Below are 26,199 nucleotides of genomic sequence, written 5' to 3'. Positions count from 1 at the left end.
CCTTTGCCCGCCCTGGATTACCTCGGTTCCGGCTGGCACCGGGGGCAGAAGTAGATGTCGCGTTCCTCGTCCCCGTTCGGCTTGCCAAGCAGTCCGCGCCGGACAGGGGTCCCGCATTTCAGGCACGCCTGGTGCTCGCGGCGGTACACCCAATAGCCGGGCCGGCCGGCCATCCGTCCCACCGGCATGCCGCGGGCGTTGAGGATGGTGACGCGGCGGCCGGGCCCGAGGTTTACCTCCAGCAGTTGCTTGGCGTCCGTCATCATGGTCCGTACGTCCGCCACCTCAGCAACAGGAGTGGCGGGGTGGACGCCGGAGAGGAAGCAGGCCTCGCAGCGGTAGATGTTGCCGATCCCGGCGAGGTTCCGCTGGTCCAGGAGTGCCACGCCCACCGGGACAGCAGGCGCTGAACGGATCCGGCGTTCGGCCTCGTCCAGGTCCCAGTCCGGGCCCAGGAGGTCCGGGCCGAGGAACCCCACGATGGAGTCTTCGTTGTCAGTGGCCACCACTTCCACAATGCCCAGGGAAAAGCCGACGGCGTCCGCGGCTGCCGTGCGCAGGACACACCGGGCGGTGTAGCCGGGTTTCCGCCACCTGCCGCCCGCAGGGTAGATCTGCCAGGTGCCCTCCATCTTCAGGTGTGAATGGATGGTGAGCCGCTTGCCGTCGGGCCCCACTACCCGCATCAGGAGGTGCTTGCCGCGGGGCACCACCTCGGCCACCGTCCACCCGGCAAGGTTCAGGGTGGCGAAACGGGGGACACGGAAGTCTGAGGCCAGCAGGGTCTGCCCGGCCAGGGCCTTGTGCAGCTGGTTGGCTGCCCGCCACACGGAATCGCCCTCAGGCACGGATCCTCAGCCCCTTCGGGGTGGAGTAGGCTCCGGCGGAACCGAGGGCGGCCGCCACCGGGGTGTCCAGGATGCCGTGCCCGTTGACCTTTTCCATGACCAGCTTGTCCACGGCGCCACGGGTCACGACGCCCACCAGGGCGGTGCCCGCGGCGGCCAGGACGGCAGCATCATCACTAAAGGCGAGAAGGGTCTTGCCGCCCCGTTCCACGTAGAGGACAAGTGCTCCGTCCACAAGGACCACCAGCGCCCCGGCCTTCCGTCCCGGGCGGTGGCCGGTTCCGGCGTCGTCCTGGAGGGCGGGCCAGGGAAGGGCCGCGCCGTAGGGGTTGGCGGGGTCGGTGGCGGCGAGGGCCAGGGCAGCCGGCTCCGGTTGGGCGAGCTGGGTGTCCTCGGCGTAGGAGCGCAGCCGGTCAACCGTGGCCGGCACGGCGAACTGGGCCGCCCCCAGATGCTCGATGAAGTAGCCCCGCCGGCAGCGCCCCGCTTCCTCCAGCCGGGCCAGCACCTTGTACATCAGGCCGAAGCCGCCCAGGATCTGCTCGGCCATGACCGAACCCCTGGTGACAACGCCATATCGGTCCAACAGGAGCTCGGCAGTGGCCCGGGCATGGATGGTGGGATCGAGTTCCGGTTCCGGCAGCGCGGACCAGCGCCCGGCTGCCAGGGGTGGAGTTGCCGCGGCGCCCGAGCCGCCGAAGCGGCCACCGGCAAGGCCCGGCGACCCCATCAGTCCGGTGCCGTGCGAACGCCCCAGCCTACTGAGCCGAGGTGCCCTCGCCCGCGGTGCGCGTGCCACCTGCCGATGCGCCGTATGGCCGCCGGCGATCAGCGCACGGACGGGGGCGAAGGTGTCGCCTGTGATGCGGCCGGCCCACGCCAGCTCCCAGAGCGCAGTCACCACGTCCTGGTCGCTGAGCACCGAGTCCATGCCGCCCGCGATGTCCGTCAATTGGCGGAAGAAATAGCCGCCGCCGTTGGCGCGCAGGTGGTCGAGCAGGCGTTGCCCGGCGTCGCCCGGCTGGTACTCCGGAGCGGGGTTCAAGGTGAGCTCCGCCGAGTCCGCAAGGTGCAGGCTGATCCAGCCGTCATTTCCCGGCAGGGCTCCGGCCCCGGACCACAGGACCTCCCCGGTAGCCATGAGTTCGTCCAGCATGGCCGGCTGGTAGTTGGACACCCGGCTGGCCAGGATGAGCGGCTCCCAGGCGGACGCGGGGACGGGCACCCCGGAAAGCTGGTCAATGGCGGTAATGATGCCGTCCAGGCCGCGAAGCGACGGCTGGCCGCGACCGCCGCCCGGAACGCGCACGTGCTGCCAGGCAGGAAGGAACCGGCCGTAGGCGGCGGCATCCACCGGTTCCACTTCGGCCCGCAGTGCCGCCAGCGAACGGCGGCGGAGCTTGCGCAGCACCTCGGCGTCGCACCATTCGCTGACGCTGGCGTGCGGGAGTTCCGGTGCCGCGTGCCCAACCGCCGGCAGGTGCGCCGTTTCGGTCGGCGCGAGCTCCTCGTCCTCTTCTTCCCCCGCAACATCAAGGTCGTCATCGCCTGCAAGGTAACCGGCGGCGGCTTCGTCGTCGTCGGGCTCAAGCGGCCCGGCGTCCAATCCTTCGGCACCGGCACCATCGATGCCTGCCGGCAGGTCGGCACTGCCCGGCTGGGCTGCACTGCCCGCGTGGACTGTACTGCCCGGTGGGGCCGCGTTCGGCCGGAACTCGCCTTCCACTACCCGTCCGTCCGCGGCGAGCCGCTTGAGGGCGGTGCCCACCACCGCCACGCCCAGTCCCAGCCGCGCTGCCGCTTCAGCAGCCGTAAACGGGCCATGGGTGCGGGCATAGCGGGAGACGAGATCCCCGAGCGGATCCGCCACCGGCTCGATAAAGGCCAGGGGAACGCCCATGGGCAGAGGCACGCCCAAGGCATCGCGCAGCCGGGCGGCGTCCTCAACGGCGGCGAACCGTTCAACCCCGCCGATGTTTACTTTGATGGCCCGGTTGGCGCGCTGCAGCGCTGCCAGGTGGGCCGTTGCGGACCCAATGCTGCCGTGGGCTGCCTCGGATGCACCCCCGCGGCCGTCCAGTCCCGCGGCGAGCTCGGCATCCGTTGGTTCAACGTCACCATCTGCGGCAGCCGGGCCGGCGGCATTTTCCCCGGGTGCGTTGTCCTCGCCCTGCAGCCTGGCCGCCACCTCTTCCGGCGTCAGCGGCCCGAGCAGCCGCAACAGGTCGGCCACGCCCTCGAGCCCCCGTGCCCTCCGGTCCGGGGCCAGCCGCTGCAGCTCCCGCTCGGTGGTTTCGATGACCCTTGCGTCCAGCAGTTCCCGCAGTTCCACGCGGCCCAGCAGCTCATTGAGGAGCGTGGAGTCCAGGGCCAACGCCGCGGCCCGCCGTTCCGCCAGGGGTGAATCGCCCTCGTAAAGGAACTGGGCCACGTACCCGAACAGCAGGGACTTGGCGAACGGCGACGGCTGCTGGGTGGTGGTCTGTACGATCCGCAGTTCGCGCCGTTCCACGGAGGCGGCGATGTCCTTCAAGGCGGGGAGGTCGTAGACGTCCTGCAGGCACTCGCGCACCGTCTCCAGCACGATGGGGAACGTGGGGTATTTCCTGGCGACGTCCAGCAACTGCGCTGAGCGCTGCCTCTGCTGCCACAGCGGCTGCCGCTTCCCGGGCGTCTGGCGGGGGAGCAGGAGCGCCCGCGCAGCGCATTCCCGGAACCGTGACGCGAACAATGCACTGCCGCCCACCTCGGCGGTGACAATCTGTTCCAGCTCTTCCGGGTCGAAGAGGAATAGCTCCGCGCCCGGAGGCTCGTCCTCCATCATGGGCACGCGCAGGACAATGCCGTCGTCGGCCGCCATGGCGGAGCCGTCCAGGCCGTACCGCTGGTGGAGCCGCTGCCCCACGGCGAGGGCCCAGGGTGCGTGCACGGGCATGCCGAACGGGCTGTGCAGGATCACCCGCCAGTCGCCTAGCTCGTCATGGAACCGCTCCACCACCAGGGTGGTGTCGCTTGGCACCACCTCCGTGGCCTGCTTTTGCTCCGTCAGGTACTGGATCAGGTTGTTGGCGGCGAACTCGTCCAGCCCGCTCGCCTTGCAGCGCTCGGTGGCGGGGCCGGCGTCGGACGCGGACAATTCGCGGACGAACGCGCCCAGCGCCCGGCCCAGGTCCACCGGCCGGCCCAACGAATCGCCCTTCCAGAACGGCAGCTTGCCGGGCTGGCCAAAGGCCGGGGACACCAGTACGCGATCGTGGGTGATGTCCTCGATCTTCCAACTGGTGGCACCCAGCGCGAAGACGTCGCCCACCCGGGACTCGTACACCATTTCCTCGTCCAGCTCGCCCACGCGGCGGCCGCCTTTGGGCGCGGGAGCCGGCTTGCCGTCACCGGTGGGGGAGGCGGAGCCTTCTACCTCGGTGCCAATGATGTACACGCCGAACAAGCCGCGGTCCGGGATGGTGCCGCCGGACGTCACGGCCAGGCGCTGGGCCCCGGGCCTGCCCTCGATGGTCCCGGCGTTGCGGTCCCAGACAATCCGTGGCCTGAGCTCGGCGAATTCATCCGACGGATAGCGCCCGGCCAGCAGGTCGAGGGTGGCCTCGAACGCCGAGCGGGGGAGCGAAGCGAAGGGGGCGGAGCGCCGGACAGTTGCGAACCACTCCTCGACGTCGATGCTCCCCAGTGCGGTGGCGGCCACCGTCTGCTGGGCCAGGATGTCCAGCGGGTTGGCCGGGATGCTGAGGCGTTCAATCTTACCGTTCAGCATCCGTTCCACGGTGATGGCGGTGTGTACCAGGTCAGCGCGGTGCTTGGGGAACAGGACACCCTGGGAGACTTCGCCCACCTGGTGTCCCGCCCGCCCCACGCGCTGCAGACCGCTGGCCACCGACGGCGGCGACTCCACCTGCACCACCAGGTCCACGGCTCCCATATCGATGCCGAGTTCCAGTGACGAGGTGGCCACCACGCAGCGCAGCCGGCCCGACTTCAGGTCGTCCTCGATGAGTGCCCGCTGGTCCTTGGAGACCGAGCCGTGGTGCGCCCGCGCCAGCACCGGGTCCGCGCCCGCCGAACTGCCTGCCTGGGCCATCATGTGCGCGGGCGTGGCAGTGGACGCAAGAATGCCCGACGGCGGGACGGCCGGCCCGGAGCCGGCAGCTCCCGGCCCTTCCGCTGTGGGATCGTCCCAGCCGCCGCCGGCCGCCACCAGTTGCCGTTCGGCGTAGATCTCGTTGAGCCGGGCAGTCAGCCGTTCGGACAGCCGGCGGGAGTTGGCGAAAACGATGGTTGACTGGTTGGCCAGCACCAGGTCAACGATCTTCTCCTCCACGTGCGGCCAAATGGAGGCCTGCGGCTGGAGCCCGGAGGCCGGGCCGGAATCGAACGCCCCGGCGGCGCCCTGGAGGTCGGACATGTCCTCCACCGGCACGGACACCGTGAGGTCCCAGTTCTTACTGGCAGGCGGGGCAACAATCTCCACAGGTGCCGAACCGGCCAGGAACTGGGCTACCAGTTCCCGGGGCTCCACCGTGGCCGAAAGCCCGATCCGCTGGGCAGGCTTGGGCAGCAGGGCATCAAGCCGCTCGAGCGACACGGCAAGGTGTGCGCCACGTTTGGTTCCGGCCACGGCATGGACTTCGTCGATGATGATGGTGTCCACCTCGGTGAGGGTTTCACGCGCCCTGGAGGTGAGCATCAGGAACAGCGACTCGGGGGTGGTGATAAGGATGTCCGGCGGGTTGCTCAGCAACGCACGCCGGTCCGCCGCGGTGGTGTCCCCGGACCTGACGCCCACGGTGATCAGGGGAGCGGGAAGGTCCAGGCGCTTGGCGGTCTGGGTAATGCCGATCAGCGGGGAGCGCAGGTTCCGTTCGACGTCGACCCCCAGGGCTTTCAGCGGCGAAATGTAGAGAACGCGGGTCTTGCGCTTCGGAGCCCGGGGCTTCCTGCCCTTCGCCGGGCGCTTGGACGAGGCCGCTTCCTCCTCCGCAGGCGGCCCCGGGGCGGCAGCGGAGCTGAGGAGCCGGTCCAGGGCCCACAGGAAAGCGGCGAGGGTCTTGCCCGAACCGGTGGGCGCCACCACCAGGGCATGCGAACCTGAGGAGATGGCGTTCCAGGCCCCGGCCTGGGCAGGGGTGGCTTGGGAAAAAGCGCCCAGGAACCAGTCGCGGGTTGGCCTGCTGAACTGGGCCATGGGCGCGGCTTCCACCGGACGCCTGCCGCCCCGGGAGGGCTCTTCCTGGTTCATGCCTCCATCATGCCCCAGGCCACCGACAGGACTGCCGGCGCCCGCGGAACCTGGGCTCAACCCTTCTTGTCCTGCGGCAGGTCCCTGGTGGCCGGTCCTTCCAGCAATGTGCCGTCGCTGGCGAATCGGGAACCGTGCAGGGGGCAGTCCCAGGTCCTTTCGTTGTCATTCCAGTGCACAATGCCGCCCAGGTGCGTGCAGACAGCCGAGAGCTTGCACGTGGTCCCGTCAACGGTAGAAACGGCCACCGGGCGGGTCCCTTCGCGGTACACCTTCCCTTCGCCTTCGGCGGGAACAACCGGCGCGGCCGCAGGAAGGTCCTTGCCCCGTTTCAGTGCCCTTGTGCCTTCCGTCTTCAGGCCTTCCGCCGCCAGCTGCCCCCATCCGGAGGCAAGCTTGGCTGCCACGCCTGCGTTAAGGGCGACGGCGGAGAACGCCCCGGAGGGGGACGTGACCCGGTGGTGGATGGTGTCCGCCCAAGGCACATTGCCGCCCAGGATATCGGCGGAAATCGCCAGTGCTGCGGCGACTGAGTTGGTCATGCCCCACTTGTTGTATCCGGTGCCGAAGTAGACATGCCCCTTGCCGCGGGGAAGCTTGCCGAAGAACGGCATCAGGTTGGTGGCCATGTAGTCCTGTGCGGACCAGGCGTGCGTGGTCCTCGCGCCAGGATAGTGCTGCCGGGTCCAGTCGAGAAGCCCTTGAAGATGCGCCTTCTCGGACTCCGCCCGGCCCACGTGGTGCCCGTGGCCGCCCACCAGCAGGAGCCTGCGGCCGTCGTGTTCGTAATCGCGCAGCGAGTGCGTGGGCTGTTCCACCGAGATGTACATCCCGGCCGGCGGCTCCTGCCCCTCCTGCAGCTCAAGGGCTGCCGCATAGGACCGGCTGGGCTTCAGCTTGGCGAAGTACAGGCCGCGGTCCAGGACCGGGATGCCGGTGGCAAGCACTACCCGGTCCGCGCGCACGCTGCCCCGGCTGGTCCGCACCACTGACGGAAGGTCTCCGGCGACGTCCCGCAGCCGCACGCCGCCCACAACCGTGCCGCCCCGTCCGCGGATGTCCGCCACCAGCGTGTCCACTACCTCCATGGGATGGATCTGCGCCTGGTCGGGGAGGCGGACGGCGCCGTGCACGGCGAACGGCAGGCCGGCGTCGCGCACGTATTCCATGGCGAGCCCCGCCGTGGTTCCGGCGCTTACCTCCTCGCGCAGCTTTTCCGTCCCCTGCGCAGTTGCCGCATAGGTGTAGGCGTCGCGGCGCTGGTACGGTACGCCATGGTCGTCGAGGTAGCGCAGCAGCCAGGCCTGGCCTTCACGGTTGCCGTCAACGTAGGCCTGCACCTGCTTTTGGGAGTACTGGCGGGCAAGCTGGGACAGGAAGGTGCCCTGCAGCAGGGTTACCTTGGCCGTGGTGTTGCCGGTGGTGACGGCGCCTGGATGCCGCGCCTCGAGAACCAGGACCTTTTGGCCGGAGCGGGCCAGCAGCAGCGCGGTGACCAGGCCGGTCAGTCCTGCACCGGCCACCACCGTGTCGTACTTGGTGTCGGGCTCGAACGGATCGGAAGTGAAAGCCGCGCTGCGGTCCAACCAAATCGACGTCATGCCAATTCAACCTGCCTCCGGTCTCAGTGGCCTGGTGGGGCCAGTTTGTAATGGGTCCGTTATAGACCTGACCTATCGGTTCCGCAGTTGCTAAGTATACTTACTTTGTCGGGGTAGTCTATGGTCAGGCGCAGCCCGGCAGCCATGGAAAACGAAAACGACAAACAGCAGGAGAAATCATGACAAGCATGAGTTCCGACGGTCGTACCGTAGGCCGGACCAACATTCAAAAAGCAGCCCTCGCCGTGGGAGCGGTCTTCCTCCTGGTGGGTGTGCTCGGCTTCATTCCTGGCATCACCGCCAACTACGAGACCATGGGCTTCGCCGGGCACGAGTCCCAGGCGCTGCTGCTGGGCCTCTTCCAGGTTTCTGTGCTGCACAACATCGTCCATCTGCTGTTCGGCGCCGCCGGTATCGCTATGGCCCGCAGTGCCGCTCAGTCCAAGAACTACCTGATAATAGGTGGCGCCATCTACCTGGTCCTCTGGCTATACGGCCTGCTGATCGGTCTGGAGACGCCGGTCAACTTCATCCCTGTGAACATGGCGGCCAACTGGCTGCACTTTGTCCTTGGTGTTGGCATGCTTGGCCTGGGCTTTGCTCTCTCTCGCGGTACTGCCCGCGCCGGCCGCCCCACCACGGCCCACTAACAGGTACTGAAACACAACCGCGCAGCCACAGGTTCGCGGTACTTACAAGAAACTGCAGGCGGCCCGGCACATGCCGGACCGCCTGCAGTCGTCTGTAGGGAAGCCCCGGCGGAGCTACGCCGGCTGGAACGCCCCGATGCTGAGCAGCGTGATGCCGGCGTTGCTGCATGCCTTGGTGGGCTGGGGCACAAACAGCGAGGCAGTGTCCTCCGGCGGGTAGATGCGGTAGCCGGCGGCGTCCACCATGGCGCAGTCCATGTAGTTTCCGGCCTGGGTGTAGCGCAGGACGGCCGTGCCGGTCTGGCCGGGTGCCAGGAGGACGTCCGTGACAGGTGTTGAATCCTCACGGCTGGCCGGCGCTCCGATGGGCTCCCCGGCGTTGTCCGCCGCCAGGGACACTCCCGCGTAGCCCTTGAGCAGGCAGGGCTCCGTGCCGCTGTTGGTGAGGTTTAGTTTCATATAGACGCTGCCCGCAGCGCCCCCGCCGGATGCATCGGTGGCCGCGGTCAGCCCCGCGGCCTTGCACAGGCCCGGTGCCGCAGGAGCGGCCGTTGCCGGAGCGGTGGCCGTCGGAGCGGCGGAGGACGGCGGAGCGGACGACGGCGGCGCAGACGTCGCGCTCGGGCTGGGCGCGCCGGTACCCGGCGCCGTCGTGGTCGCCTGGGTCTGCGGCTGGCTTGGACCGCAGGCGGTGAGTAGCAAGGCAGCCGCTGCGGCCGCCGTCGACATGGCTATCCCCTGGAAGATTCTCTGAGACCTCATGGCACAACCTTCGCGGCAGCGGTTGCCGGCGTCAACGATGCCGCGGGCCTGGCGGCGGTTTTGATGCCCGGATCGTGATGATCCGGGCACCAAACCTTGGCTACCTGGTGGCTGCGCCGTCCGTGGCCTTACGCCGGGCTCCGCTCCGCAGCAGGGCTGCCCCGCCCAGGACCAGCCCGCCCACGCCTGCAGCGAGCCCTGCCCAGCTGCGGGCTTCAGCTCCGCTGTCCGTTACGGCTGCGGCCTGTTCTGGTTCGGCGGGGGCCTCGTGCGCTGAGTGCGCTGCGCCTTCCGCCCCGTGCCCGCCGGCGCTCTCAGCCGCCGTCACGGTGATGGACGGCGCCGGTGCCTCCAGGGAATGCGGGTCCTCGCCGTCCTTCGCGATCTGGGACCAGTCGGTCTGGCCCGTTTCGCAGGTCTGAAGGGTGGGGAAGTGCAGCGTGCTGCCCGCCGCGTCAGGAAGCTTTACGGACAAAACCAGTGCGTCGCGGAGGTCATGCGGCAGGGGTTCCTTGGCGGTGTAGACGATCTGGCTGGTCCGCTTGGTGATGGATGTTCCGTCGGCGAGCTTCTTGGGCTCGGCGAGCTGCTCTGTCACCTTTTCAACGGCCCAGTTGGGGTTGACCGTTGGTTGGGCGTCGTTCAGTTCGGCGGGCAGGGTGATAGCCACCTTGGTGGTGCCGGACTCGTCACAGCCATGGGGAATCCCGAACGTGAGGAGGGCGTAGGAGTTGGCGTCGGTCTTGTCCGGCGTGACGCCGACATGCGCCGCGGCACCGCCCGCCGCTGCAAGCAGCAGGGTTGCGGCGCCGCCCGTGGCGGCGGCGGTGGTCAGCGTACGGCGAAAGATGGAAGTGTTCATGGGGTTGCCTTTCTGGCGCACGCCCGCACAGGGCGTGCAGAAGTTTTGAATGCCCCGCCGGCAGTGAATGCGGCGCGGGGTTAGGAACAAAGCGCGACGGCGGAAGGCGGGCCGCGCCGGCTGTCTTGCCGCAGGTTCCGCCAGGGACGGCGGGGAACGGCGGCAGGCGGGAATACTGCGAAAACCCGGGGAACGGCGTCGGGCGCCTTTGCGCGGGGGAACCCCGCGAGCGGACGAAGCCAGGCGGCCAGGGCCCACAAGGCATCCTCGCCCCTGGCCAGCAACAGCGCGCAGCCCAGGGTCGCCAAAGCATGCGCGGCCAGCATCAGCGGTGCCGAACCGGGATCGCCGGCGGATGCATGACCCGCGACGGTAACCAGCTCGGGAAGCACCGGTGCGCCTCCGCCATGCTGGTGGCCGGCATGCAGGCTGGCCGGTCCCAGTGCGAGGGCCGGGGCGCTGAACGCGGTGAACGCCTCATGCAGGACCAGCTGTCCGGTGCCAAGGAGCGCACCCACAGCGGGAAAGGTGAGCCGCAGCCGGGTGGCGGAGGTGCTGGCGAGTCCGGTCAGGGCCAGGATGGCCAGCATGATGCCGGGGGCCGGAAGTTCGCCCCCGCCCGCCACGTGGGCCCCTGCCCCCAGGGCAAGCATCGCGGCGGCGAGGGCCGAGGAGCGGAGGAGGTGGAAGGGCGCGCGCGGCTGGTGTGTCGGCACGGCTCCTCCTCTCCCCGTAGCGGTTGCCGGCGGTATCCCGGTCGTGGTTCCGCCGGTCCAGATTCTATCGGTGATTGGCACGCCGGCAGGTGCCGCCGCTCTCTGTATGTCCCGCTATCCGACGCCGGCCAGCAGTTCGGCGAGGACATCCGCGGCGGTGTCGTGCCGGATCAGGGGAGCGGCCTGGCCGGCCCAGAGGGACATGAGTCCGGTGTTCCCGCGGGCGGCGGCCTCGGGCCGGAAGCGCGCTGTCAGCCAGTTCTGGACGGGGAACGGCGCGATGGACCGGGCATCGGCCAGGTCGGTGGTGACGCGGTTGGGGATGCCGCGGGCCAGCCTGCCGCTGAGCGCCCGGGTGAGGACCGTCCGGCCGGCCGACGGGCTGAAAAGCAGCGAGCGGTAGGCCGGGACCGCGGCCGACTCGCGGGTGGCCAGGAACGCGGTCCCAACCTGTACGGCTTCCGCGCCGAGGGCAAACGCAGCAGCAACCCCGCGCCGGTCGGCGATTCCGCCGGCAGCTATCACCGGGATGCGCACGGCGTCGGCAACCTGGGGGACCAGGGCGAAGGTGCCAATGAGCGACTCTTCTGCCGGCCGCAGGAAGGACACGCGGTGCCCGCCGGACTCCATGCCGCTGGCCACCACGGCGTCCACGCCGCCGGCCTCCAGCGCCACGGCCTCCTCCACGGTCGTGGCGGTGCCGAGCACCTTGATGCCGTGACGGTGGGCGTCCTCCACCACCTCGGGTGCAGGGACACCGAACACAAAACTGACGACGGCGGGACAGGCTTCCAGCGTGGCCTCCACCTGCTCGCCGTAGTCCGGCAGGTACCGTGCGGGCATCTCCGGCAGCGGGATCCCGTGTTCCTGGAAGTACGGCTTCAGCAGGCTGGTGAAGCGGTCAAAGTCGTCCTGGTCCACGGCCTCGGCTTCATCGCCGGTGGGGATCCACAGGTTGAGGGCGAAAGGCCTGACAGTGGCGGCGCGAAGGTCCGCCGCCGTCCGGCGAATGGCAACCCCGTCGTAGCCGTACAGGCCGTAGGAACCCAGCCCGCCGCCGTCGCTCACGGCTGCAGTGAGCTGCACGGAGGAGACGCCGCCGAAGGGTCCAAGGACCACGGGCGCGTCGATGCCCAGCAGTTCGGTGATGGGGGTGCTGCGGAAAGCGGTGAAGTCCGGCTGGGGCATGGCTGTCTCCTGGCTGGTTGCCTATGTGCGGGTCCGTCCCTAGTCTTGCAAAGCCCCCGCTGCCGTTCCGGCCGGTTATTGCGGCGCCGGTGACTCCACCAGGTCGTAGCCGTCGGAAATGTGGAACAGCCGGCGGCCACCGGCCGGGGCGACGACCCACACTACGTCGCCGTCTGCAGTGCGGGAATCCACCAGCCCGGCATGGACGCGGGCGCCGTCGCGCCGGAGTTCCACGGTGTCGCCAATTTCCACTTCGTCCCAGCGGGTGGGGCTCTTGACGCGGTTCGCCATTGAGGTCACGGGATTTTCCTTAGGTGGTCGGGCGGCTGTCCAGCCGTTCCTGCCATCAAACAGGTGCGGACCCGGTGGCTTCAATGGAGGACTGACCACGCCGGCCGCCGGCCGCTTGTGCAGCCCTCCAGTGCACGGGCAGAGTGCTGGACATGCTTTCACTTTCCGGTCCGGGGCCTAAGCCAGGCACTGGGGACGCAGGAGCGTGCGGCGTTAGACTGCGTTCGTAAGTGCCAGACGATCCAAGGAGATATTCATGGACTACACCGGAAGCCAGTCGGAAAAGGTTGTTCCCGCTGGTGAGCTTGGCCGCAACCACATCGGCCAGACCATCAGCTTCCAGCCCAACGAGTTCACAGTCGTCTTTGGGAAACTCGCCGGAGTCGCCCGGACGGAGGCGATGGTCTACTTGTCCCTGCAGGGGGTCGGAAACGGCACGCACCTGAAGGATGAATACGACCTGCCGCTCACACACGACGTTTACGTGCCGGTGGACGTCATCACTAACGCCGAATCCACCATCAAGGACCTGTTCGGCAAGGTCCAGGAAAACCTCCGGGGCGCAGGCCACAAGGGTGAGGACCGCACGGACAAGCTGTAGCCACAGTCCCGGCACGGTCTTGGCCCTGGAGTTGGCAGGACGGCGGCCGGCCCCGGAACTGCAGCCGAAATCGGTCATTGCTGACCCGGGGCCGGCCTGCCATTCTGGGTGCATCCGCAGTACAGGCACCCACGACAGGACAGGGCCATGCCTCTTTATCTCTCGAAATTCAGCTACACCCCGGAGACCTGGTCCCGGCTGATCAGCACTCCTGAAGACCGGCGGAAAGCTGCGCAGGCCTACATAGAGTCGGTGGGCGGAAAGCTTCACGGATTCTGGTACGGCTTTGGCGGCCATGACGGCTACAACCTGTGGGAAGCGCCGGACAACGTGTCCATGGCCGCCGTGGCCGTTGCCATCAGCGGGGGAGGTGCGCTCAGCTCCTTCGAAACCACAGTTCTCCTCACTGTTGAGGAAACAATGGAGGCGCTCCAAAAGGCCCGGGATATCAAGTACCGGCCGCCGGGAACGGAGTAACTGTCCGGCTCCGCGGGGAGGCGGACGACGGCGGTACTTCCCGCCGTCGTCGCCTTGCCTTCATTGGTGCCCCCCAGAGGTTCCCGGCATGGGCGCGCCCCAGCGCCCGCCGGGCTTTCGTCAGTACGCCTTGACCCGCTGCTCCACAACCAAATGGATCAGGGCAAAGACGTTGTCCTGGTCGATGGCCGCCAGTGCAGCGTCCAGCGCTGCCGGAATGTCCTCGTCCTCCGTAACCGTGATGCCAAAACCGCCAAAAGCCCTGGCCATCAGCCCAAAGTCGGGGTTCTGCAGTTGGGTGCCGGAAATCCGGGCTGGGTAGTGCCGCTCCTGGTGCGTGCGGATGGTGCCGTATTCCTGGTTGTCCATCACGATTACCAGCGGTGTGGCACCGTACTGGGCGGCGGTGGCCAGCTCCTGCCCGTTCATGAGGAACTCGCCGTCGCCCGCGATAGTGACCACGCGCCGTCGCGGATCATCCAGGGAAGCCGCGATGGCTGACGGCACGGAGTAGCCCATGGAGCCGTTGCGGGCGCTGATCATGGACGCATAGCGGCGGGTGGGGAAGTACCGGTGCGCCCAGTTGGTGTGCTCGCCCGCCCCGAAGGTCACCATGGCATCCGCCGGCAGCTTGGGTACGAGGTTCGCCATCAGGGTGTCCATCCGGGCCTGGCCAGGTGCCGGAGCAGCCGGAGGAAGTGCCGCGAACCGTTCCTGCTCCGCCCGCATCCGGCCTGTCCAGGCCTTCCACTCATCCTTCACCGGCAGGCGGATGTCCCGAAGCTCGCGGACAAAGGCCTCCGGCTTGGCCAGGATCTGCCGGGACACCGGGCCGGAGCGGCCGCGCAGTGAAGGATCGGCAGTCACCAGGAAGTTCTTCTTGTTCCAGTCCTGCCGGCAGACAAAGCCGTCCGTGATCACGTCGCCCGGCACCGTCCCAACGAACACCAGCAGGTCGGTTTCCTCCAGCAGGTCGTACGTGGGGCGGGGCCTGCCGTAGCCGATGGGGCCAACGTAGGAGGGGGAGTCGAAGGGCACTGTTCCCTGTGTCCGCCATTCCGCCGCGGCCGGAATTTGGTGCTCCTCCAGCCAGGCGCTGAGCTGGTCTGCCGCGTCCTGCGTCCAGTCGTTGCCGCCCGTCACGAAGAGCGGTTTGCTCGATTCCGCCAGGGCCGCCCGGAGGGCCGCTGCATCCGTCCTTGCCATGCCGCCTGCAGCAACCGGGATGGCCGGGTGCAGCACCGGGCTGATCTCCTGCCGGATGATGTCCTCCGGCAGTCCCACCACCACCGGCCCGGGCCGTCCACTCATGGCTGCAAACATTGCCTCCGCCACAATTTCGGATGCCCGCTCCGGATGGTCCAGGGTCATGACACGCTTCGCGCCGGTATCGAACCAGGCCTTGATGTCGAACTCCTGGAACGCCTCCCGGTCCCGATGGGCGAAGGGGATCAGGCCCACGAAGAGCAGCATGGGGGTGGAGTCCTGCCACGCGGTGTGCAGCCCCACATGTGCGTTCGCGGCGCCGGGGCCCCGCGTCACCATGGCCACGCCGGGACGCTGGTGCATTTTCCCGTCCGCCTCGGCCATGTACGCGGCACCGCCCTCGTGCCGGCAGACGATGGTCTGGATGTCGGAGTTGTGCAGGCCGTCCAGCACGTCCAGGAAGCTCTCGCCGGGGACCACGTATGTTCGTTCCACGCCGTGGGCCACGAGGGAATCAACAATCACGTGCCCCGCCGATTTGAAGGCGGGGGTGGCTGCGTCCGGATGCGGCTGTTCCTCCGTCCGGGTGGTTTCGACGGCGGCAGGCGCTTCTGCGGCGGGCGTGGTGCGGGAGGTGGCCAGGGTGGATTGCGGCTCTGGTGTCATGTTCTTTCTTAAGGTAGGTGTTCTGGAGGGAGAGGAAGTTGGGAGGCTGGGCCTAGAACACGGACCAGCCGGTGAGGTCGGAGAGTTCGGCGAGGGCGGCAGTGCCGGCCAGCGAATTGCCTTTGGCGTCCAGCCGCGGGCTCCAGACGCAGATGGCGCATTTGCCTGGAACGATGACCAGGATTCCGCCGCCCACCCCGCTTTTGCCCGGCAGGCCCACGCGGTAGGCAAACTCGCCGGCGGCGTCGTACATCCCGCAGGTCAGCATGATGGAACCGATCCTTTTGGCCTCGCTGGGGGACAGGACAGGTCCCTGGGCGCCCTGGCCGTCCCGGGCCAGGAAAAGCCCGGCGGTGGCGAGTTCAGCGCAGGACATCATGATCGAACACTGGCGGACGTAGCTTTCCACCACCGCTTCTGCTGGCCGCCGGAGATTGCCGAAGTCCTTCAGGAAGTGGGCCAGTGCCAGGTTGCGGCTGCTGCGGGCCAGCTCGCTGGCAGCCGCGGCCTCGTCGATGAAGGGCCCGGGCTTCCCGTTCCCCGGCCTGCTCCCTGCCTGTTCGGTGAGGAACCGCAGAAGCTGCGTGGCGGCGTCGGACGTTTCCTCCATCAGGTGGTCCGTGACCACCAGGGCACCCGCATTGATGAACGGGTTGCGAGGAATGCCGTGTTCCACTTCCAGCTGCACCAGCGAATTGAAGGACGTTCCGGACGGCTCGCGCAGGACCCGTGGCCAGAGCGCACCGGCCTTGCCGCCCTGCAGGGCCATGGCCAGCGTGAAGACCTTGGAAATGCTCTGGATGGAAAACGGGACGTGTGCGTCCCCGGAGCTGAACACTTCGCCGGACGTGGTGGCCACCGCGATCCCGAACCTGTCGAACGGGACCTCCGCGAGGGAGGGAATGTTGCCGGGAACGGATCCCGCTTCCCGGCGGGGACGGTGGCTGCTGACGATGTCGTTGAGGAGGGCACCCAGAGGTGGTGCCTGGAGTGTTGCGGTCATTTCCTGCCTGGAAGATCGTGATGGTTGGCTGCCCACTCCTGGATGTGGAGCAGGGCGACGAGGGAATGGCGGGGGTTGCCGAAGTCCAGGCGGGTTACCCGCGCGGCCTTGCTGACCCGGTAGTAGACGGTGTTCTTGTGGAGGTTCATGCGTTTGGCGCACTCGGCGACGTCGAAGGACGTATCGAAATACGCGTGCAGGGTCGCGGCGAGCTCGGCGTCCTGCTGGAGCAGCGCCGCCAGGCTGCGGTGCCGGAAGGGGGACGACGTGAAATTGCGGACCGCCTCGCGGAAGAGGATCTCCTCCTCGAAGTCGTCCACCGTGGCAACGGCAACCGTATCCGCACTCCCCACGCAGGCCAGCAGGGCTTCGGTGATGCGGGTGGCCGTATGGATGGACAACAGGTCCGGAACGATGGGACCGACGGCGGCAAAGGGGGTAAGGCCGAGGTGCTTGCGGGCATCCCGGACGATGGCCTCGGCGAGGGTGCGCAGCCCCGGTTCGGAGGTGCTCGGCTGCAGCCCCGGGACGATCACCGCGGTATCGCCATTGAACTGCCCGACGACGGCGGAGGCCTTGTACGCGGCGGCGTGGATGGATGCGAGGTTGGCCAGTTCGCCGTGCTTGAGTGCCGCGTCGTCGGCCTGGGAGTCTGCGGCCGACATTCCGATGAGGACCAGGGCGGCCGGACGGTCCGCCGGAATTTTCTCGCTGTGGGCGCTGGCCGCGGCCTCAGCCGGACCGGACAGGAGCCGGACAATGCGGTCTTCCCGCATGTGCACGGACTGCTTGTTGCGGTAGCGGATCAGCTCCGCGGAAACCCGCGCGGCGGATCCTGTCAGGACGTAATCGACGTCCGGTCCAAAGCCCTCCCCGGTTTCCTGGAGCCAGATGTAGCCCATGATCCGGTCCCCGGCGAACAGGGTGACGGCCACCCGTTCGCGCAGCCCGTCCTGCGGCCTGGCCGGGACGCGCACAGGCAGCCGGGTGCGGTGGAGTTCACGGTAGGCGCCCAGGTCCTTGAGCAGCAGTTCGTACTTCCGCGGCCCACGGCGGGCCAGGATGGAGGCCTTCCGCAGTTCGTCAATGTCGTTGGTGACTGTGGAGTAGGCAAGGACCTTGTTGGCGGCGTCCTCGATGACCACATGGCTTGAGGTCAACCGCGCCGTGGTCTGGGCGATGGCAAACAGGTCCTCCTCGAGCAGGGTCAGCACCTCGCTCTGGTAGCTGCGCGGCTGGATCCTGTCCTTCCCAATGGACAGCAGGCGGTCCCAATCTGCTCCTGGATCCACCAGGAGCAGCCCGGCCCCGGCATTGTGCAGGAGTTCCTCCGCCTCGGCAACGTCTTCCCGGTTGCCCTTGATGGCCACCACCGGCGGGGGATTCTGCAGGAGCCGGCGCAGGGCCGGCAAGGCCGAACGGCCGCGTACGCCGATCAGCAGGACAAACGCGCCTGCTGCATCCGCGGTCCCGTCGTCGGCGTCCAGGATCAGGAGCCGCTCGATGGCCGACCGGCCGGGGGAGGGCCGGAGGATGAGGCTGGCGAAACCCAAGGGGAGATCCGAGAGGATGTCGTCCACCGTAACCGCGGCCATAAGTTTCCTTTTGCGTTGACTCCGCCGGACGGCTCTGTCCGGTCACCTCATCGTATCCAGCACAAAGGTCACCGATTATGGAATGCAATCCAAGCCTGCGGTCCCGTTTTTGGTTTCCGATCCATGGAAGGGCCGTGCCGAAAGCTGCTGTTACAGCACCCCATTCGAAAAAGTTGTTCAACAATACCTTGCCAAGATTGTTCAACAACCTGTATCGTCGCTGGGGACGATAATTGTGACTCCAGTCACCCAAGGCAATGGATGGAACCATGGCAGAACCCGGCATCAAACTGAACCTGAGCACTTCCGCCCGGCGTACGGCGCTCCTCGGCGCCATGTTCCTCATGGCCACCAGCGCCATCGGACCGGGTTTCATCACCCAGACAACGGTATTCACAGCCCAGATCGGGGCCGCGTTCGCCTTCGCGATCCTGGCCTCGATCCTGATCGACATCGCAGTACAGATGAACGTCTGGCGGGTCATCGGCGTCACCGGACTCCGGGCACAGGAACTTGGCAACAAGGTGCTTCCCGGCATCGGCTGGTTCCTCTCCGGCCTGGTGTTCCTTGGCGGCGTGGTTTTCAACATCGGCAACATCGCCGGTACCGGCCTCGGAGCCAACGCCATGATGGGCGTGGACCCGAAGATCGGTGGCGCCGTCTCGGCCGTCGTCGCCATCCTGATCTTCCTCAGCAAAAAGGCCGGCATGGCGCTGGACCGGATCGTGGTGCTGCTGGGCGCCGTCATGATCCTGCTGATGATCTACGTGGCCATCGTCGCCGCCCCGCCGCTCGGCGAGGCACTGAAGAACACGTTCCTTCCCGAAACGGTGGACTTCCTCATCATCACCACCCTGGTGGGCGGCACCGTGGGCGGCTACATCACCTACGCCGGCGCCCACCGCATGCTCGACTCCGGTGCCACCGGCGTCCGGCACGTCAAGGAGATCACCCGCAGCTCTATCCTGGGCATCCTGACCACCGGCCTGATGCGCGTGCTGCTCTTCCTGGCCATCCTCGGCGTCGTGGCCGGCGGAACGGTCCTCAGCAGCAACAACATGGCCGCCGAGGCCTTCGGCGCAGCGGCCGGTGAAATCGGCATGCGGATGTTCGGTGTGGTCCTCTGGGCAGCCGCCATCACCTCGGTCATCGGCGCAGCCTTCACCTCCGTCTCCTTCATCACCTCCTCCCGCACCCCCGAGCGCAAGCGGAACCTCATCACCGTCGCATTCATTGCCGGCTGCACCATCGTGTACATCTTCCTCGGCCAGGCGCCCCAGCAGCTGCTGATCTTCGCCGGCGCCTTCAACGGACTGATCCTGCCGGTGGGCTTTGCGGTCCTGCTCTGGGTGGCCTGGCGCCGGCGCGACCTGATGCACGGCTACGCCTACCCCAAGTGGCTGCTCCTGGTCGGTGCCGCCGCCTGGGTCCTCACCGTGTTCCTCGGCTGGAACTCGATCCTGGGCCTGGCCAAGCTGTGGGCATGATGGAGCGCTCCAGCATCCTCCCCTCCGCGGCGCGCGAAGCGTTCCGCGGAGGGCTGGTGGAACCGACGTCGGGCTGGTCCCGTGGGTACACGCAGGCGAACGTCCTGGCCATTCCGCGGGAGCACGCCTTCGATTTCCTTTTGTTCGCCCAGCGCAATCCCAAGCCATGCCCCATCCTGGGCATCCTCGAGCCCGGCGAAACCAGCGGCCCGCTGCTGGCCGGCGGGGACATCCGCACAGACGTGCCGAAGTACACGGTGTACCGCGACGGCGAAAAGGTGGATGAGCCCACCGATATTACCGGCCACTGGCGGGATGACCTGGTGACGTTCCTGATCGGCTGTTCCTTCACGTTCGAAGCCGCGCTACAGGACGGCGGCATCGGCATCGCCCATATCGAGCAGGGCGTTAACGTGCCGATGTACCGCACCAACCGCCAGTGCGCTCCGGCCGGCGCAATGTCCGGTCCAATGGTGGTCTCCATGCGCCCCGTCCCCGCCTCCCAGGTGGCCGACGCGGTCCGGATCACCTCCCGCTACCCGGCCGTGCACGGCGCGCCAGTCCACGTGGGCAATCCACACGAACTGGGCATCGGCGACCTCGCCCGGCCGGATTTTGGCGACGCCGTGGCCATTCCGGACGGCCACATCCCCGTGTTCTGGGCCTGTGGGGTCACACCCCAGGCCGCCGTGATGCAGTCCCGGCCGCCGCTGGCCATCGGCCACGCGCCGGGCCACATGCTCATTACCGACGCAAGGGACAGCGACTACCTGGTTCCCTGAACCTGCGCCTTGAAAACGGGGCGCATTGAAAGTGGAGAGGGCCTGCACCAGCCGGTGCAGGCCCTCTCCACTTAACAATTGCCGGGTCAGTGCCCCGTGTCGGTCAGTTGCGCAGTGCCGGCCAGGTGGCCCAGCAGCTCGGCTTCCGCGGCATCGAGGTAGGCGCGCAGCCCGGCCGCCGCCGCCTCGCGCTCGCCCGCCCGGAGCCGCTTCACGAGCTCCACGTTGCGCTCCACGTAGTGGCTGTGGAAGTCGGGGGCGGAGGCCATGGCATGGAAGACCAGACGCATTTCGGCGAGCACCCGGTCCATCAGTTCCTGCAGAGTGGCGCTCCCCGTCAGGCCCACCACCGCACGGTGCAGGGCCTGGTTGGCGTCCGCCATGTCCGTGACGGAGCCGGCGTTCCTGGCCACCTGGGCGCGCAGAACTACGGCTTCCATCTCGTCCAGCGTCTGGGGAGTGAGCTTACCCCAGAGCACGGCGGCAGGTTCGATGGTGCGGCGGATGCGGTAGATCTCGCGCACCTCCTCCTCGCCCGGCGATGCCACGAAGACGCCCCGGTTGGGGATGTGCGTGACAATCGATTCGCCGGCAAGGATGGTGAACGCCTGCCGCAGGGTATTGCGGGACACGCCCAGCGACGTGGACAGAGATTGTTCGGACAGCTTGGACCCGGGGGTCAGTTCGCCGGCCGCGATGCGGCTCCGCAGCACTGACGCGATCCACGCCGTGGTGTGCGCGTGTTCTGCCGTGCCGTGTTTTCCGGTGTCCAAGTCTTTGCCCCCGCTTTCGTCAACATTTGATGTTAGCTGACCGTCCCCAGCACTTCGCCGCGCACGACGACGGCCCCCGGCTCCTGCGCGCCGCGGCGGAAGGTACCGGCGCCGGACGCGGATACGACGGTTTCCATCTTCATCGCCTCCACGACGGCGAGGGGCTGGTCGGCGGCCACCTCGGCGCCGTCCTCGGCCAGCCATTTGACCAGGTTGCCGCCCATCGGCGCGGTAACCCGGCCGTCGCCAGCGGCGTCGCCGCTGTGGCTGCCGGCAGCGTCGCGGGCGCCGGCCGAAGCTGCACCTGCCGAAACTGCGCCGCCGTGCATCAGGGCGGCATAAACCTGCGCCGGCAGTCCCAGCTGGACAGCCTTGCCGTCGATTTCCACGGTGAGGGTTTCGCGCCGCGCCACGGGCCCGGCAATTCCGCTCTTTAGCGAGGCCGCGAGCCGGCCGGAGAACTCGGACTCAATCCAAGTGGTGTAGACGCCCAGCCGGTCGGGTGCCGTGAAATCCGGGTCCCGCACCACGGCGCGGTGGAAGGGGACCACCGTGGGCACGCCTTCGATCCGCAGTTCGTCGAGTGCGGCGCGGGCACGGCGCAGCGCCTGCGCCCGGTCCTCGCCGCGGACGATCAGCTTGGCCATCAGGGAGTCGTATTCGGCCGGGATGACGGAGCCTGACCGGACCCCGGAGTCCACGCGAATGCCGGGGCCGGTGGGTGCTTCGAAGACGTCCACGGGCCCGGGGGAGGGCAGGAAGCCCCGGCCGGCGTCTTCGGCGTTCAGCCGGAACTCGATGGCGTGGCCGGTGGGCTGGGGGTCCTCGGTGATGGAGAGCGGCAGCCCGGCGGCGATCCGGAACTGTTCGCGCACCAGGTCGATGCCGGAGGTTTCCTCGGTGACCGGGTGCTCCACCTGCAGCCGGGTGTTGACCTCGAGGAAGGAGATGACGCCGTCGGGTGCCACCAGGTACTCCACGGTGCCCGCCCCGGTGTAACCGGCTTCCCGGCAGATGGCGCGGGCGGACTCGTGGATGCGGCTGCGCTGCTCCGGCGTGAGGAACGGCGCGGGTGCCTCTTCCACGAGCTTTTGGTTGCGGCGCTGGAGTGAGCAGTCACGGGTGCCCACCACCACCACGTTTCCGTGCGTGTCGGCGATGACCTGGGCTTCGACGTGGCGGGGCCGGTCCAGGAAGCGCTCCACGAAGCATTCGCCGCGGCCGAAAGCTACGGTTGCCTCTCGCACCGCGGAGTCGAAGGCGTCGTCGATGTCCTCCATCCGGTAGGCGATCTTCAGGCCGCGGCCGCCGCCGCCGAAGGCTGCCTTGATGGCCACCGGAACGCCGTACTGCTCGGCGAACACCCGGACCTCGTCGGCATTTGCGGCGGGCCCGTCCGAACCGGGGACCAGCGGGGCACCGGCGCGGACGGCAATTTCCCGCGCCGTCACCTTGTTGCCCAGGCTGCGGATGGCGTCCGGCGACGGGCCCACCCACGTGAGTCCAGCGTCGAGCACTGCCTGCGCAAAGTCCGCGTTCTCGGACAGGAAACCGTAGCCGGGGTGGACGGCGTCGGCACCGGCGCGGGCTGCCACTGCCAGGAGTTTCCCGATGTTCAGGTAGGTCTCGGCGCTGGCGGACCCGTCCAGGGCGTAGGCCTCGTCGCTGAGGCGCACGTGCAGGGCGTCGGCATCGGGATCCGAATAGACGGCGACGGACGCCAGGCCTGCATCGGCGCAGGCGCGGGCGATCCGGACGGCAATCTCGCCGCGGTTGGCGATCAGGACTTTTTTCATGGCTGCTTCTTTCACAGGCTGTTCGTGGCAGGCGTGGGGGTGATGGGCTGTGGCTGCTGCAGGGCCGAAGGCCGGAGCGGCTCCATGGTCACCGGATCCACGGCCTGGAACCGGATGGTGGTGCCGGGCGGGAGCTGCGCCGCCACCGGCAGGTCTTCGGGAACGACGACGGCGATCACGGGATAGCCACCGGTTACGGGGTGGTCGGCAAGGAAGAGGACGGGAAGGCCCGACGGCGGCACCTGGAGCGAGCCGGCCACCACGCCTTCGCTGGGCAGTTCCTCCGTCCGCGAGCGTTCCAGCGGTGTCCCGCCAGCTGTTGTAGCCAGCCGCACGCCGATTCGGTTGGACTCGGCGGTGACCGTCCAGCCCTGCCCGGTCAGGGCGGCGAGGGATTCCGGGGTGAACCAGTCGTCGCGGGGGCCCGGCGTCACGCGGAGTACCACCGTGGCGTTGCCGGTCCCGCCTTGCTGGAGGGCTGGATGCAGGGTTGGCGGTTCGGGCTGGCCCACCACGCGGCCCCGGTCCGCCGGGCTGACCGGCAGCACGGTTCCGGCGGCCAGCGGAGAAGGCCCGATCCCGGACATCAGGTCCGTGGACCGGCTGCCCAGCACGGGGGGAACGTCGATTCCGCCGCGGACGGCAAGGTAGCTGCGCAGGCCTGCCTCCGGGATGCCGAGGTGGAGGCTCTCACCGTCGTGCAGCGGGAAGGGGGCGTACATCGGGGCCGGGCGGCTGCCGCTGCCTGAGCGGATCTTGGCGTCTGCGGGGGCGCCGGTGAGCGCTGCAGTCAGTTCGCCGCGGGCACGTACGGACAGCCCGCCCAAAACGGTTTCGAGCACCGCGTCACCCGGCGGGTTTCCCACCAGCCGGTTCGCCTGGCGTGCGCTTGCGGCGTCGGCAGCGCCGGAGGTGGAGACGCCGAGGTCGCCGAAGCCGGGGCGGCCAAGGTCCTGGATGAGGGACTGTGGGCCGGGTGCGATGATCTCCAGGGCGTGGGCACCGTCAGCGGGGACGCCGGCTGGGGTGAGCTGCTGCCCGGCGGGCTCGGTGACTTCCACGACTTCCCGCACCGCGACATAGCGGACGGTGCTGCCGGGCCGGAGCAAGGCAGGCTGTTCCCGGTCCAGGTCCCACATCCGGGCAGTGGTGCGTCCGATCAGCTGCCAGCCGCCGGGGGAGCGCCGCGGGTACACGGCGGAGAAATTACCGGCGAGGGCCACGGAACCGGCGGGAACGGCGGTCCGCGGCGAACTGCGCCGCGGAACATTCAGCGCGTCATGCTCGCCCACCAGATAGGCGAAGCCGGGGGCGAACCCGCCGAACGCCGCCGTCCACAACTGCCCGGTGTGCGCGGCGACCACGCCGTCGGCACCAAGCCCGGTCAGCCTGCCCACTTCGGCGAGGTCGTCGCCGTCGTACACAACCTCGATCCGGACGGGATCGGCACCGGCGGCGTTCACAGCGGCCGGGTCCCTGTCCAGCGTGCCGATGGCGGCACGGGCCGCCTGTGCCGAAGCGCGCGAATCGAAGACCGCCAGGACGGTCCGCGCGGCAGCCAGGACATCCACCTGTCCGGGCAAGGGCGTCTCCTGCAAACGGGCATGGACGGCCAGGACCGTTTCCAGGGAGTCGAGTTCCAGAAGGAGGGCGCGGGGCCCTGCCCAGCGGATGTGGAGGGAGCTCACACGAAGCTCCGGATTTCCACGCCGGCTGCTTCCAGTTCCCGCCGCACGGCGGCGGCCATGGAAACGGCGCCGGCGGTATCGCCGTGCAGGCAGATGCTCTCCGCTTCCGCCTTGATGGCGGATCCGTCGCGGGCAATGATGGTTCCCTCGGTGGCCAGACGGACCATGTTGGCGGCGATGGCGTCCTCGTCGTGGAGGACGGCGTCGGCTTCGCGCCGGGAGACCAGGGTCCCGTCAGGGTTGTAGGCGCGGTCCGCGAAGGCTTCGGCCACGCCCCGGAGCCCGGCGGCTTCGGAGCGGGCCAGGGCTACGGAGCCGGGGAGCAGGAGCAGCGGCAGGTCGCCGCCGAAGGCCTTGACCGCATCCACGACGGCCTGGGCGTGCGTTTCATGCGTGACGATCGTGTTGTAGAGGGCGCCGTGCGGCTTGACGTACTGGATGCGGCCGCCCGCGGCCGTGGCCAGTGCGCTGAGGGCACCCATTTGGTAGAGGACGTCATCCGCGAGTTCCGTGGCGGAGCAGTCCAGGAATCGCCGGCCGAAGCCGGCAAGGTCGCGGTAGCCCACGTGCGCGCCGATGACGACGCCGGCCGCGACGGCATCCCGGCAGGTGCTGGCGATGGTGGACGGGTCCCCGGCGTGGAAGCCGCAGGCGACGTTGGCGCTGGAGACCGAGCGGAAGATTGCTGCGTCATCGCCCATGGTCCAGTTACCGAAGGATTCCCCGACGTCGCTGTTGAGGTCAATGAAGGCCATAGTGATTCTCGTCTCGTTGAAGTGGTCTCTCTAGGATGCACGAGAATCAAGGATTGTTCAACAATCTTGGGATGGATTTTGTCGATTCGCGTGCCCATGGTCGGACGGCGATACACGCCCACGCCGGTTCACGGGAGGCCATCCGGGCAGCCGTCGAAAAGATTCACGGCAAAACAGGAGTTCCAGGGGACGTTCAACCACAACGTGTTCTGCGGGTCCTTCGACACCCGGCTTTAGTTGGCCGTCCGTCGTATCGCCTTTTTTAAGGAAAGACCTTGCTTTCCATTGGAGTGGAAGCGGGTCTTTCCTCACCTGCAGACCATCGGCGCCTTGCATGGCGCCAGAGGTTGGACCAACAGGTTCTGGTGAAGAGTGACCCATCCGTCGGCCTCCAGTTGCCCGTGGTCAAACTGGTCTGGGACGAGGGCAACGTTCCTGCCGTCCGGCCCCGCAACGAATCCGATAACCTCGCGGCTGTCGGCCATGGTCTCGCAGAGCTCCCAGTAGTCTCCCGTCGTGATCGCCTGGCCGACCAGACAGACGTCGTCCGCGGACGCGCCCCGAGTGGCGTAGTAATCCGTGTATTCGTAAATAGCCAGAAACCGCGCGCTTGCGACTTCTGCTTCCCCGCCCGCCACTGCGTTGATGTCCAGCACGTCGCGTTCCGTGGCCGGCCGTTCCAGCACCGTCATTGTCCCTGCCTGCACGATGAAAAAGTGCGCGTAGAGCAGGCCCAAGGCCACGCACGTACCTGTGCCGACAACGGCTGACAGCGCTAGGACGAGTCTCCAGAAAAGGGTCAGCGGCACCCGGCGCTGCTCGTGAGAATGAGTAATCAAGCCTTCCCCCAAGGCTAGGTTTTTCTTGAAGAGTACACGCCCTTGCCGGGGGACGTTGGCGCCAGTGCTTTGATAGCGTACGCCATCCTTAAAAGCGGAAGGCCCCGGTTCCAATTAGGAAACCGGGGCCTCTCTACCTGGCGGTGACGGTGGGATTTGAACCCACGTTGGCTTTTACACCAAACAACATTTCGAGTGTTGCACCTTCGGCCGCTCGGACACGTCACCAACCTAAATAGGGTACCGGAGCGGGGCGCACATCCCCAAAACGGGCGACGATCCCCGGTGGTAGGGCTCTCTGCCACCGCGACCTTCGAGGGCAGCTGGCAGAGGTGGCCAACCGTGCAGCGGTGCCTGCCAAA

22 protein-coding genes and 1 tRNA gene are annotated in these 26,199 nt (G+C 68.0%); 6 read left to right on the top strand and 17 right to left on the bottom strand.

Annotation, left to right across the window (positions count from 1 at the left end):
* Positions 1-17: 17 nt before the first annotated feature.
* The 3 genes from AC5RUO_RS14035 to AC5RUO_RS14025 form a co-directional block, all read right to left on the bottom strand.
* Complete coding sequence (locus tag AC5RUO_RS14035; RefSeq protein WP_494052057.1) at positions 18-848, bottom strand: Fpg/Nei family DNA glycosylase; 831 nt, start codon at positions 846-848, stop codon at positions 18-20.
* Entirely contained in the window at positions 841-6,045 is a 5,205-nt protein-coding gene (locus AC5RUO_RS14030; protein WP_494103944.1) for an Lhr family helicase, read from the bottom strand. The genes AC5RUO_RS14035 and AC5RUO_RS14030 overlap by 8 nt, the downstream gene beginning before the upstream one ends.
* A 110-nt stretch (positions 6,046-6,155) precedes the next feature.
* The gene (locus AC5RUO_RS14025) at positions 6,156-7,700 is read right to left on the bottom strand and encodes an FAD-dependent oxidoreductase (RefSeq protein ID WP_494010792.1); all 1,545 of its coding nucleotides are present in this window, start codon (positions 7,698-7,700) and stop codon (positions 6,156-6,158) included.
* A 188-nt stretch (positions 7,701-7,888) separates the two neighbouring features.
* Between AC5RUO_RS14025 and AC5RUO_RS14020 the strand changes: the two genes are divergently transcribed.
* Entirely contained in the window at positions 7,889-8,350 is a 462-nt protein-coding gene (locus AC5RUO_RS14020; RefSeq protein WP_494010986.1) for a DUF4383 domain-containing protein, read from the top strand.
* A gap of 114 nt (positions 8,351-8,464) precedes the next feature.
* Here AC5RUO_RS14020 and AC5RUO_RS14015 read toward each other — a convergent pair whose 3' ends face one another.
* Positions 8,465-8,860, bottom strand: coding sequence for a DUF4232 domain-containing protein (locus tag AC5RUO_RS14015; protein WP_494010985.1), 396 nt, complete (start codon positions 8,858-8,860; stop codon positions 8,465-8,467).
* On the opposite strand from AC5RUO_RS14015, the gene AC5RUO_RS14010 reads away from it, so the two are divergent.
* Positions 8,847-9,104: a hypothetical protein gene (locus tag AC5RUO_RS14010; protein WP_494010984.1), complete on the top strand. Its 258-nt coding sequence runs from the start codon at positions 8,847-8,849 to the stop codon at positions 9,102-9,104. The genes AC5RUO_RS14015 and AC5RUO_RS14010 overlap by 14 nt on opposite strands.
* Positions 9,105-9,212: 108 nt before the next feature.
* On the opposite strand, the gene AC5RUO_RS14005 is transcribed toward AC5RUO_RS14010, so the two are convergent.
* The 4 genes from AC5RUO_RS14005 to AC5RUO_RS13990 form a co-directional block, all read right to left on the bottom strand.
* Positions 9,213-9,974, bottom strand: coding sequence for a YcnI family copper-binding membrane protein (locus tag AC5RUO_RS14005; RefSeq protein WP_494103837.1), 762 nt, complete (start codon positions 9,972-9,974; stop codon positions 9,213-9,215).
* An 80-nt stretch (positions 9,975-10,054) separates the two neighbouring features.
* Positions 10,055-10,690 carry a hypothetical protein gene (locus AC5RUO_RS14000; protein ID WP_494103836.1) on the bottom strand — a complete coding sequence of 212 codons (636 nt, stop codon included), beginning with the start codon at positions 10,688-10,690 and terminating at the stop codon, positions 10,055-10,057.
* 114 nt (positions 10,691-10,804) lie between these two features.
* Positions 10,805-11,878 (bottom strand): NAD(P)H-dependent flavin oxidoreductase, encoded by a 1,074-nt coding sequence (locus AC5RUO_RS13995; protein ID WP_494103835.1) that lies wholly within the window; start codon positions 11,876-11,878, stop codon positions 10,805-10,807.
* A 75-nt stretch (positions 11,879-11,953) separates the two neighbouring features.
* Entirely contained in the window at positions 11,954-12,169 is a 216-nt protein-coding gene (locus tag AC5RUO_RS13990) for a hypothetical protein (protein ID WP_494103943.1), read from the bottom strand.
* Between the two features lie 256 nt (positions 12,170-12,425).
* On the opposite strand from AC5RUO_RS13990, the gene AC5RUO_RS13985 reads away from it, so the two are divergent.
* Both AC5RUO_RS13985 and AC5RUO_RS13980 read left to right on the top strand, forming a co-directional pair.
* Complete coding sequence (locus tag AC5RUO_RS13985; protein ID WP_009358690.1) at positions 12,426-12,770, top strand: hypothetical protein; 345 nt, start codon at positions 12,426-12,428, stop codon at positions 12,768-12,770.
* A gap of 147 nt (positions 12,771-12,917) precedes the next feature.
* Complete coding sequence (locus tag AC5RUO_RS13980; RefSeq protein WP_494052052.1) at positions 12,918-13,247, top strand: GYD domain-containing protein; 330 nt, start codon at positions 12,918-12,920, stop codon at positions 13,245-13,247.
* Between the two features lie 120 nt (positions 13,248-13,367).
* Here the strand turns inward: AC5RUO_RS13980 and AC5RUO_RS13975 are convergent, their stop codons facing one another.
* Genes AC5RUO_RS13975 through AC5RUO_RS13965 form a run of 3 tightly spaced genes read right to left on the bottom strand, consistent with a single transcriptional unit; the run spans position 13,368 to position 17,717 of the window.
* Positions 13,368-15,119: a thiamine pyrophosphate-dependent enzyme gene (locus AC5RUO_RS13975; RefSeq protein WP_494103834.1), complete on the bottom strand. Its 1,752-nt coding sequence runs from the start codon at positions 15,117-15,119 to the stop codon at positions 13,368-13,370.
* Between the two features lie 52 nt (positions 15,120-15,171).
* A complete protein-coding gene (locus AC5RUO_RS13970; RefSeq protein ID WP_494010786.1) occupies positions 15,172-16,122 on the bottom strand; it encodes a glutaminase in 951 nt (316 codons plus the stop codon).
* Positions 16,119-17,717 (bottom strand): PucR family transcriptional regulator, encoded by a 1,599-nt coding sequence (locus AC5RUO_RS13965; RefSeq protein ID WP_494103833.1) that lies wholly within the window; start codon positions 17,715-17,717, stop codon positions 16,119-16,121. Before AC5RUO_RS13965 ends, AC5RUO_RS13970 begins: the two co-directional genes overlap by 4 nt.
* 269 nt (positions 17,718-17,986) lie before the next feature.
* Here AC5RUO_RS13965 and AC5RUO_RS13960 point away from each other — a divergent pair, with 269 nt between their 5' ends.
* Both AC5RUO_RS13960 and AC5RUO_RS13955 read left to right on the top strand, forming a co-directional pair.
* Positions 17,987-19,204 (top strand): NRAMP family divalent metal transporter, encoded by a 1,218-nt coding sequence (locus tag AC5RUO_RS13960; protein ID WP_494010784.1) that lies wholly within the window; start codon positions 17,987-17,989, stop codon positions 19,202-19,204.
* Positions 19,201-19,986 carry a putative hydro-lyase gene (locus tag AC5RUO_RS13955; RefSeq protein ID WP_494103832.1) on the top strand — a complete coding sequence of 262 codons (786 nt, stop codon included), beginning with the start codon at positions 19,201-19,203 and terminating at the stop codon, positions 19,984-19,986. Before AC5RUO_RS13960 ends, AC5RUO_RS13955 begins: the two co-directional genes overlap by 4 nt.
* A gap of 86 nt (positions 19,987-20,072) precedes the next feature.
* On the opposite strand, the gene AC5RUO_RS13950 is transcribed toward AC5RUO_RS13955, so the two are convergent.
* The 6 genes from AC5RUO_RS13950 to AC5RUO_RS13925 all read right to left on the bottom strand — a co-directional run bounded on the left by AC5RUO_RS13950 (position 20,073) and on the right by AC5RUO_RS13925 (position 26,065).
* On the bottom strand, positions 20,073-20,759 hold the full coding sequence (locus tag AC5RUO_RS13950; RefSeq protein WP_494052048.1) for a GntR family transcriptional regulator: 687 nt from the start codon (positions 20,757-20,759) through the stop codon (positions 20,073-20,075).
* 32 nt (positions 20,760-20,791) lie between these two features.
* A complete protein-coding gene (locus AC5RUO_RS13945) occupies positions 20,792-22,555 on the bottom strand; it encodes an acetyl/propionyl/methylcrotonyl-CoA carboxylase subunit alpha (protein ID WP_494103831.1) in 1,764 nt (587 codons plus the stop codon).
* A gap of 11 nt (positions 22,556-22,566) precedes the next feature.
* Complete coding sequence (locus tag AC5RUO_RS13940; protein WP_494103830.1) at positions 22,567-24,243, bottom strand: 5-oxoprolinase subunit B/C family protein; 1,677 nt, start codon at positions 24,241-24,243, stop codon at positions 22,567-22,569.
* Positions 24,240-24,998: a LamB/YcsF family protein gene (locus AC5RUO_RS13935; RefSeq protein ID WP_494103829.1), complete on the bottom strand. Its 759-nt coding sequence runs from the start codon at positions 24,996-24,998 to the stop codon at positions 24,240-24,242. Before AC5RUO_RS13935 ends, AC5RUO_RS13940 begins: the two co-directional genes overlap by 4 nt.
* A gap of 308 nt (positions 24,999-25,306) precedes the next feature.
* Positions 25,307-25,741: a hypothetical protein gene (locus AC5RUO_RS13930; protein ID WP_494103828.1), complete on the bottom strand. Its 435-nt coding sequence runs from the start codon at positions 25,739-25,741 to the stop codon at positions 25,307-25,309.
* Positions 25,742-25,975: 234 nt separating this feature from the next.
* Positions 25,976-26,065, bottom strand: a tRNA-Ser gene (locus tag AC5RUO_RS13925).
* Between the last annotated feature and the right edge of the window lie 134 nt (positions 26,066-26,199).

The organism is Arthrobacter sp. Y3221087 (assembly GCF_059089905.1).
Note: the sequence above shows the minus strand (reverse complement) of the source record. Positions and strands in the feature narration are given on the sequence as shown.